The organism is Micromonospora sp. NPDC049580 (genome assembly GCF_040675595.1).
Taxonomy (GTDB): Bacteria; Actinomycetota; Actinomycetes; order Mycobacteriales; family Micromonosporaceae; genus Micromonospora.
This window is the reverse complement of the sequence record NZ_JBFAPG010000299.1, coordinates 1-8,003: the sequence shown is the minus strand read 5'-3', so window position 1 is coordinate 8,003 and position 8,003 is coordinate 1. Positions and strand designations below refer to the sequence as shown.

Below are 8,003 nucleotides of genomic sequence, written 5' to 3'. Positions count from 1 at the left end.
GCCCGGGTCAGCCACCGGCGAGGTCAGTGCCGGGCGGTGCCGTTGTCGCTGACCGGCTGCCCGAAGGCCAGGAACGGTACGGGCGTCGGGGCCTCGGGTCGCGTGAAGATCCGCTCGGCGTCGTTGGTCGGCATCCCCGACGTGGCCGTCCGGTCGGCCGGCTCCACCGGGTACCGCATGGGCGCCCCACCCGGGCGCTCGCCGTCGGCATGGTCACCACCGGCGTGCTCGGCCTCGGCGTGCTCAGCATGGGCGTGCTCACCACCGGCATGCTCAGCATCGGCATGCTCAGCATCGGCGTGCTCACCACCGGCGTGCGTGGCATCGGCGTGCGTGACCTCCGCATGCTCGACCTCGGCCCGGGCTTGGTCGGCCCGGGTGTCGTCGGCGTCGAGCCGGTCGGCGTCGGCGCGGTCGCTCGCGGGCCGGTCCACGGGGAGCAGGTCGACACCTGCGCGGGACGGGTTCGACCGGGGGCCGACCATCGGGTACTCGGCGGTCTCCGTGCCGCCGGCCGCGGCGGCCATCACGGCGGCGGCGGCCAGGTCGGCCACCCGCTTCGCCTCGCGTTGCACCCGGGCGCGGACCTCCTTGGCGTGCCGCTCGGCGGAATCCCCGGCCCGTCGGGCCTCGTCCAGCCGGGCCGCCTCGGCGGTCAGGTCCCGGCGCACCTCGCCCAACCGCTGCTGGACGCGGGACAGCTCGTTCTCCAGGGTCTCGCCCTCCTGGCGTACCTCCGCGAGCTGCTGCTGGGCGGTCGCCAGCTCGGCGTGCAGCTGGGCCGACTCCTGCCGGCGCTCCTCGATCTCCTGCTGGAGCGCGGTCAGCTGCTCCTGGTGGCTGGCCGCCTGCTCGTCGGCCCGGTTACGCAGCTCGGTCACGTGCTGCTGCGCCTCGGCCAGCAGCGCGGCGATCTGCTGCTCGGTGGAGCTGCGCTGCTCGGCCAGCTCCTCCTCCGCGGCGGCCTGCAACTCGGCGATCTCCTGCTCGGCGGCGCTGCGCCGCTCGGCGACCTCGCGCTCCACCCCGGCCTGCCACTGGGCCATCTCCTGCTGGTTCTTGGCCCGGGCGGCCTGAACCTCCTGCTGGATCTGGGTGCGGGCCGACTTCATGAGGGCATCGGCGGCGACCCGGGTCTGGTTGAGCTGCTGCGCGCTCTGTTCGGTGATGCGCTTCGCCTCGTGCTGGGCGCGCTCGTGCGCGGCCTCGCCGTCGGCGCGCAACTGCTCGGCGCGCTCCCGGATCGCGGTCAGCTCGGCCTCGGCCACGGCGCGCCGCTCCTCGTACGCCTGTTCCTGCTCGGTGCGCCGCGCGGCCAGCTCCTCCGACAGGTCCTGGCGTGCCTGCGCGGCCCGCTCGCGGGTGTCGGCGAGGATCCGCTCGGCCTCGGTGCGCAGCTCGTTGGCCCGGTCGCTGGCCGACTCGGTGATGAGGGCGGCCTGCTTCTCGGCGAGGGTCAGGATCTCGCCGACCATCGGGCCCAGATCCTGGAACGAGGCGCGGTCCACCTGCACCGGCTGCTCGTGCAGCTCGGACAGCTCGGCGCGCAGCCGCTGCACCTCGGCGGTCAGCTCACGAACCCGCACCGCGGAACGTCCGTGCTCGCCGCTGAGCATCGCGATCTGGCCGTCGAGCTGCTCCAGGTGCCGGTCCACCTGGCGTTTGTCGTAGCCGCGCAGGGCGAGCTCGAAGGTTGGCCGCGAGGCCGCGTCGTCGCGTGCTGCGAGCGGCTCAGCGCCGATGGACATGCACCATCCTCCGTACGATCGGGGGCGTCAGGGCCGGCGGTCAACCGCCCCTGCGGGCCGTGAGTGTGGCGCAACGCTACCGCCGAGCCCACCCCCGTGCGAAGGCCCGTCCCGCCTCCGCGCCACACCGTGGTCGATCGTGGAGCCGCGGTGCCCAAAAGGCCCTGATCCGCGGCTCTTGTCATGCACCACGACTCCACGATCGGCCGGTTCAGCGGCGGCGAGCCAGCAGGACCGCGTCGTGGTGGACGACGTCGTGCGGCCCGGGACGTGGGCGGGTGTCGGTGACGAGCACGTCCCACCGGGTCGGGTCCAGCGAGGCGGCCACGTCCTCGGCGGTGTACATCATGTCGGGCATGTGCATCCGGTGCCCCGGCGTCCACAGGTCCGACGGGTGGTGCCCGACGATCAGCAGCAGGCCGCCCGGGGCCACCGCGTCGGCCAGCCGGGCGAACAACTCCCGCCGCTGCGTCGGCGGCAGGTGCATGAACTGCGCCGACACCAGGTCGTACGCCTCCTCGGCGGGCGGCTTGTCGCGCAGGTCGGCGTGCGTGAACTCGATCCGGTCACCTACCCCGGCGGTCTCGGCGTGCTCGGCGGCCCGGGTCAGCGCGGTGGTCGAGATGTCCACAGCGGTCACCCGCCAGCCGCGCTCGGCCAGCCACACCGCGTCGGCGCCCTCGCCGCTGCCCACGTCCAGCGCCCGCCCCGGGGCCAGATCGGCGGCCTCGGCGACCAGTTGTGGGTTCGGGCGCCCACTCCAGACGGCCGGCTTGGCCTGGTACCGCTCCTCCCACGCCGGCTCCTCGAAGGTGGTGGCCACCAACTGCCGGTACGCGGTGACCGCGTCGCGGGTGTCCTCGACGATGAGGTCGGCGTTGATCGCCGCCGCGGCGGCGAGGCCGGCGGCGGCGGACGTGATGACCTGGCCACGCAGGTCGGCCACGTTACCGGCCACCCAGACACCCGGCACGGTCGTCGCCCCGGTCGCGTCGGCCGGGATCTGGGTGCCGATCACGTGCCCACCCATCGTCACCTCCTCCGGGGCCAGGCCCAGCCCCACCAGCAGGTCGGCGCGGGGCGCCGTGCGGGTCGTGACCACGACCACGTCGAGCGCCACCACCCGGCCGTCGGCGAGCCGTACTCCGTTCAGCGCGTCCCCGTTCACCTCCAGCGCGGCGACCGGGCCGGGCACCACCGCGATGCCCCGGGCGGCCAGCCGCTCGGCCGTCTCCTCGTCCGGGGTCGGGGCGTCGTGCAGCAGGAGCAGCACGTCGGAGGTCCACTGCCGCCACATCTCGGCCTGGTGCACGGACATCGGCCCGGTCGCCAGCACGCCGACCCGCCGGTCCCGCGCCTCCCAGCCGTGGCAGTACGGGCAGTGCAGCACGTCACGGCCCCACCGCTGCGCCACCCCGGGCACGTCGGGCAACTCGTCGGTGAGCCCGGTGGCCACCAGCAGGCGGCGGGCCCGCACCGAATTCCCGTCGTCGAGGGCGAGCCGGAAGCCGTCGTCGTCGCGGGTGACGGTCTGGACCCGGCCGGCGCGGAACTGCCCGCCGTACCCGGCCACCTCGGCGCGTCCGGCCGCGAGCAGCTCGCCCGGCGGCGTCCCCTCGCGGCCCAGGTAGTTGTGCACGTGGTCGGCCGGCGCGTTACGCGGCTCGCCGGAGTCGACCACCAGCACCGACCGCCGGGCCCGGCTCAGCGCCAGGGCCCCGCTGAGCCCGGCCGCGCCGCCGCCCACCACCACCACGTCGTATGTCTCGTCCACCGGAATGTCCCCCTACTTGTCGGCTGAGCCCACCATCCGTCGCCGCAACCCGGGTGGCAAGTATCCTTGCCGTTATGGCAAACGAGGACAGCGTCGCGCTGGCGGCCGTCGGTCCCCGGCTACGTGCCCTGCGCCACCAGCGCGGCATCACGCTGACCCAGCTCGCCGAGCTGACCGGCATCTCGGTGAGCACCCTGTCCCGGCTGGAGTCCGGCACCCGCCGGCCCACCCTGGAGCTGCTGCTCCCGCTGGCGCGGGCGTACCAGGTGGCGCTGGACGAGCTGGTGGACGCCCCGGCCACCGGCGACCCCCGCGTACGCCCCACGCCGATCGTCAGGCACGGCGTGACGCACCTGCCGCTGACCCGCCGACCGGGCGGCCTCCAAGCGTTCAAGCAGATCTTCCCGCCGGACCCGTCCGCCGGCGGACGCACTCCGCAGGTCCACGAGGGGTACGAGTGGCTCTACGTGCTCTCCGGCCGGCTGCGCCTGCTGCTCGGTGAGCGCGACCTCATCCTTACGCCCGGGGAGGTGGCCGAGTTCGACACCCGCGTCCCGCACCTCTTCTTCAATCCCGGCCCCGGCACCGCCGAGGCGCTCAGCCTCTTCGGGCCGCAGGGGGAGCGGCTGCACGTCCGCGCCCGCCCCGCCACCTCCGACCGGGGGTAGTCGGGCGAGCTGGCCTGCTGGCCGGTGCTCTGCTTGTGAGTCGTTCCTACCGTGTGGGCATGGCCACCGGGCGGACGAGCGGGCTGAGTACGACGCAGGGCCACTACTGGCACGCCATCCTGCTCGGAAATGTCCCGCTGGCGCGTCGGCTGCGAGCGAGGGCGGAGCTCGACAGACGGAGCCTGGGGGGCGTGCTGGTCGGCATGTTCATCGTCATGGTCGACTGGCTGCGTCTGGACCTGTACAGCCCGGCGGAGATCCGCCGGTTTGCTGAGCGGGTGGCCCGGCTCACCCACGCGACCTTGGGCGTCACCGAGGGCGAGGTGTCGCGGCTCATTGATCGGGAGTTGGGAGTGGCGGCCGACGATGACGTCCGCCCCGTACGGCACGGAACGACGGAGCTGGCGGTGGTCATCACCGCCGCCGGTGATCTCGAGCTGAAGCCCGGCGAGATCGATCGTCTGATCAGCACCGCGGAAGGGATCGCCAGACAGCGGGGCATCGATCTCCCCGTCTACCGACCCGGGCTCATCATGCGTTGTCGCTTCGAGATCGCAGAGGGCCGTTGGTACGGGTACCCGGCCCGGAGACGCTGGAGCGCCGAGCGGATGGGCGCCTTCGTCGGCTGGCTGCGGGACGACAGCACCGCCTGAACGAGAAGCCGGGCGGGATAACAGCACGATTCCTGGTGTGGCATGGTGCCGGGATGTTTGACAGCCGTGCGGCCCTGGAAGCCGTGGTCCGGCATGCCGTGGAGCTTGAGGACGATTACGACGAGATAGCGCCGACCCTCGCCTCGCTCCAGGCATGCGGGGACACCATCCTGGTGCCACTGCTTCAGCAGGCACTGGCCCGGTTCCTCGACGAGAAGAACTTCTACGGCCGCGACCTGATTGCCGGCGTCCTGGCTGGCATCCAGAAGGTGGCGGCGCTCCCGGTGTTGCTGGGCGCCGCAGCGCGCGACCTGGGGGATGACCAGGACAGTCTGCAGGCCGAGATCATCGACCTGCTGGGTACGGACCGGGACGCCAGCCGGCGCATCGTGCTGGAGTCGGTCACGAGTGACACGGCCGAGGTGCGTCGCGTGGCGTTGTGGGCGCTGGGGTTCGTGGTCGAGGCGGAGGATCTCGACCTGCTGGCCGCCGCCGCGGCCGACACCGACCCGACGGTCAGGTCGATCGCGGTCGGCTCGGTCCCCGATCCCGCCGGCGACGACCGGGCGTTTCGCCTACTCGTTCTGGCGTTGAGGGACCGTGATGAGCGGGTGCGGGTCTCGGCAGTGAGCAGACTCGGCTACACCGGCCGGGCTGACGCCGTGACGCCACTGGTGGCGGTTGCCGCGGACCCGGCGGCGCGGGTGCGGTCGATGACCGCGTACACGCTGGGGCGACTCGGCGTGCGCGAGGCGACGCCGACGTTGCAGCGGCTGCTTCAGGACCCGGACCAGCACGTCCGCGAGGAGGCTGGGGAAGCCCTCGGCTCGGTCGGGGGGCCGGCGGCGGTCACGACGCTGCTGACGATGGCCGCTGCGGCGGATCCCCGGTTGAGGGCCCGAGCGGCCACATCGCTCGCGAAGGCCGTGGACTCGGATCCGAGGGTGCGGCCGCAGCTCGCGGTGCTGGCGCGAGACGACGAGGCGGTGGTACGGGCGGCGACCATCAGTGGCCTTGCCGGCGCCGGTGTCGGCTCATCGGAGTGGGGGCAGCTCCTGGCGGAGGTGGCGGACGACCGCGACCCGATGGTTCGCCAGCGTGTCGCGGTTCTGGTCCGACGTCTCGCTCCTGACGCCGCGCCGGAGATCCTCCACCGCTACACCACCGATCCCGACCCGACTCTGCGTCGGCTCGCTGCCACCGAACTCGGCCGACTAGCCGAGCCCAACGCCGCTGACGCGGGGCACGGACGAGGCGGCGCTGATGAGCAACGGTAGCGACGAGCACATCGTTGCCCATCGACCGGTCACCGAGACCGGGACGTGGGCGCTCAATCCGCACCTCACCGTCGCCGACGTGCGCACGGACGTCGCCGCGGTCCGGGTGGGACCTCGTGGCGCGTTCTCCGTGAACAGCGTGGGAGTGAGCGGAACGCCCTTCCCGTTGAGTTTCAGCGTTCGCGAGACGGACGGCTCCTGGATGGTCGGTGCGACTGCGGCGCGGGCCGTGGAACTGGCCGACGTGCTCATGCCTTCCGGCAACGGCACGATCATGGTCGTTGGCCTGGAGACGAACAGCTTCCTGGACGAGGAGTACCAGCAGTGGCTGCCGTCGCGGATCGCGGCGGAGCAAGGCGTCAGCTTCGAGGCGCATGATGTTCGCGTGCTGGCGTCTGGCGTCGTCGGCCTCAGCGAAGAGGCCCTACTGATCGACCGGGAGCAGCTATCCCGCTTCCTGGCCGGTTGGTCACCCTACGAACTGACGCTGCTCGACCTTGCGGGTACGCCGACCGCCGAGCGCCTCGACGAGATGATCGTGGCTGTCGGAACCGCCGGGTTCGACGAGCCGGTCCTGCCTGCTCTTCCCGGCTCGCGCCTGTTGTTCTCCGGGCATGACGACTGCTATGTCTCGGTCGAGACGACGGACCGGGCGGTACCCACGGCGCTCCTGGGCCGTCTCCTGGCACTGCTGGTTGGCTCGGCGCTGGTCGACACCTCGGTGGTGGAGGTGACGGCACCGCAGGTCGAGACCGTGGAGAGCCTGATCGAGGAGAGCCGGCACTGGGTCGGCGAGATCGTCAGCACGACGCGGGACGCAGTGACCGTTGATCTGCACGCTACGTCCGAACCGTGGCGGCTTGGTCAATCGGTCCCGGCGCAGGTCACTCGCAGGGCTGTCTACGACGTCGCGAACAGAGTGTGGCGGATGTCCGACGCGTTCGCGCCACTGCCAAAGGGGTGACGTCGACCGTCACAGCGTGGAGCGACATTCCGCGAGGGCCGGACCGGTCACCCTCCAGTCCGACCCTCGCGATTCTCAGCGCGGGGCGGCGAGAGGTGACGTCGACGGCCCGAAGGTGGTCAGGAACCGGTCGCGGAAGGTGTCCATCGGCCACACCGGCGCCTGCGGGCCGGGCCGCAGGCCGTCCTGCCAGCCCCAACCGGCGACCCGGTCCAGCACCGCCGGATCCCGGGCGACGATGGTGATCGGCACGTCCCGGCTGGCCCCCTCACCGGTCACCACCGGGGCCGGCTGGTGGTCGCCGAGAAAGACCAGCACCAGATCGTCGTCACCATAGCTCTGGACATAGGAGATCAGCGCCTGGAGTGAGTAGGCGACGGCCTGCCGGTAGCCGGCCCGGATCCGGCCGGTGTCCCGGTCGTCGGCATTGCCGTCGTCCTTCGCGCCAGCGTCACTGTGGTAGATCGAACCGTCGCCCACCTCGTCCCAGCCGATCATGCGGGGCACCGCCGTCCACGGCGAGTGGCTGGAGATCAGCGGGATCTCCGCCATGATCGGACGGTCCGCACCGGCGCGGACCCGCCGCTGGAAGAACGACAGCGTGTACTGGTCGGGCATCGGCGCGTAGCTGAACTTCGGGCCCCGGTAGCCGAGCGCCTCGGCGTCGTAGTAGCGGTCGTAGGAGAAGAAACCCTGCTCTGGCCAGGGCTGGGTGGCCGCCGGGAGCACCCCGACGGTCTGCCAGCCCGCCCGGCGGAACGCGCCGTTGAGGGTGAGCCGGTCGCTGGCCAGCAGGCTGCGGTGCCGCTGCTCGTTGTCCGTCCACAGACCGGACAGCAGCGTGTCGTGCGCCAACCAGCTGCCCCCGCCGAACGTGGGGGAGGTGAGGAAGCCGCTGCGCGCGGCGTACCCGGCCGCG

Annotated in this window: 7 protein-coding genes; 4 read left to right on the top strand and 3 right to left on the bottom strand. The window is 72.4% G+C overall.

Annotated features, from left to right (window positions below; all coding sequences use genetic code 11):
* Nucleotides 1–23: 23 nt before the first annotated feature.
* Together AB0J68_RS21805 and AB0J68_RS21800 are read right to left on the bottom strand one after the other, a co-directional pair.
* Nucleotides 24–1,748 (bottom strand): hypothetical protein, encoded by a 1,725-nt coding sequence (locus AB0J68_RS21805; protein WP_354860834.1) that lies wholly within the window; start codon nucleotides 1,746–1,748, stop codon nucleotides 24–26.
* Between the two features lie 211 nt (nucleotides 1,749–1,959).
* Entirely contained in the window at nucleotides 1,960–3,522 is a 1,563-nt protein-coding gene (locus AB0J68_RS21800; protein WP_363940239.1) for a bifunctional NAD(P)/FAD-dependent oxidoreductase/class I SAM-dependent methyltransferase, read from the bottom strand.
* A 74-nt stretch (nucleotides 3,523–3,596) separates the two neighbouring features.
* Between AB0J68_RS21800 and AB0J68_RS21795 the strand changes: the two genes are divergently transcribed.
* The 4 genes from AB0J68_RS21795 to AB0J68_RS21780 are packed head-to-tail and all read left to right on the top strand — an operon-like array spanning nucleotide 3,597 to nucleotide 7,084.
* Entirely contained in the window at nucleotides 3,597–4,190 is a 594-nt protein-coding gene (locus AB0J68_RS21795; RefSeq protein ID WP_363940237.1) for a helix-turn-helix domain-containing protein, read from the top strand.
* 59 nt (nucleotides 4,191–4,249) lie between these two features.
* Nucleotides 4,250–4,843, top strand: coding sequence for a hypothetical protein (locus tag AB0J68_RS21790; RefSeq protein WP_363940235.1), 594 nt, complete (start codon nucleotides 4,250–4,252; stop codon nucleotides 4,841–4,843).
* 53 nt (nucleotides 4,844–4,896) lie between these two features.
* Nucleotides 4,897–6,120 carry a HEAT repeat domain-containing protein gene (locus tag AB0J68_RS21785; RefSeq protein ID WP_363940233.1) on the top strand — a complete coding sequence of 408 codons (1,224 nt, stop codon included), beginning with the start codon at nucleotides 4,897–4,899 and terminating at the stop codon, nucleotides 6,118–6,120.
* Nucleotides 6,107–7,084 carry a hypothetical protein gene (locus tag AB0J68_RS21780; RefSeq protein WP_363940231.1) on the top strand — a complete coding sequence of 326 codons (978 nt, stop codon included), beginning with the start codon at nucleotides 6,107–6,109 and terminating at the stop codon, nucleotides 7,082–7,084. The genes AB0J68_RS21785 and AB0J68_RS21780 overlap by 14 nt, the downstream gene beginning before the upstream one ends.
* 75 nt (nucleotides 7,085–7,159) lie before the next feature.
* On the opposite strand, the gene AB0J68_RS21775 is transcribed toward AB0J68_RS21780, so the two are convergent.
* Nucleotides 7,160–8,003, bottom strand: an 844-nt coding sequence (locus AB0J68_RS21775) for a sulfatase-like hydrolase/transferase (RefSeq protein ID WP_363940229.1), incomplete at its 5' end; no start/stop codon positions are given.

Coding starts and splice junctions, on each gene's coding strand:
- AB0J68_RS21795 (WP_363940237.1), top strand. CDS start 3,597: ATGGCAAACGAGGACAGCGTCGCGCTGGCGGCCGTCGGTCCCCGGCTA.
- AB0J68_RS21805 (WP_354860834.1), bottom strand. CDS start 1,748: ATGTCCATCGGCGCTGAGCCGCTCGCAGCACGCGACGACGCGGCCTCG.
- AB0J68_RS21785 (WP_363940233.1), top strand. CDS start 4,897: ATGTTTGACAGCCGTGCGGCCCTGGAAGCCGTGGTCCGGCATGCCGTG.
- AB0J68_RS21780 (WP_363940231.1), top strand. CDS start 6,107: ATGAGCAACGGTAGCGACGAGCACATCGTTGCCCATCGACCGGTCACC.
- AB0J68_RS21790 (WP_363940235.1), top strand. CDS start 4,250: ATGGCCACCGGGCGGACGAGCGGGCTGAGTACGACGCAGGGCCACTAC.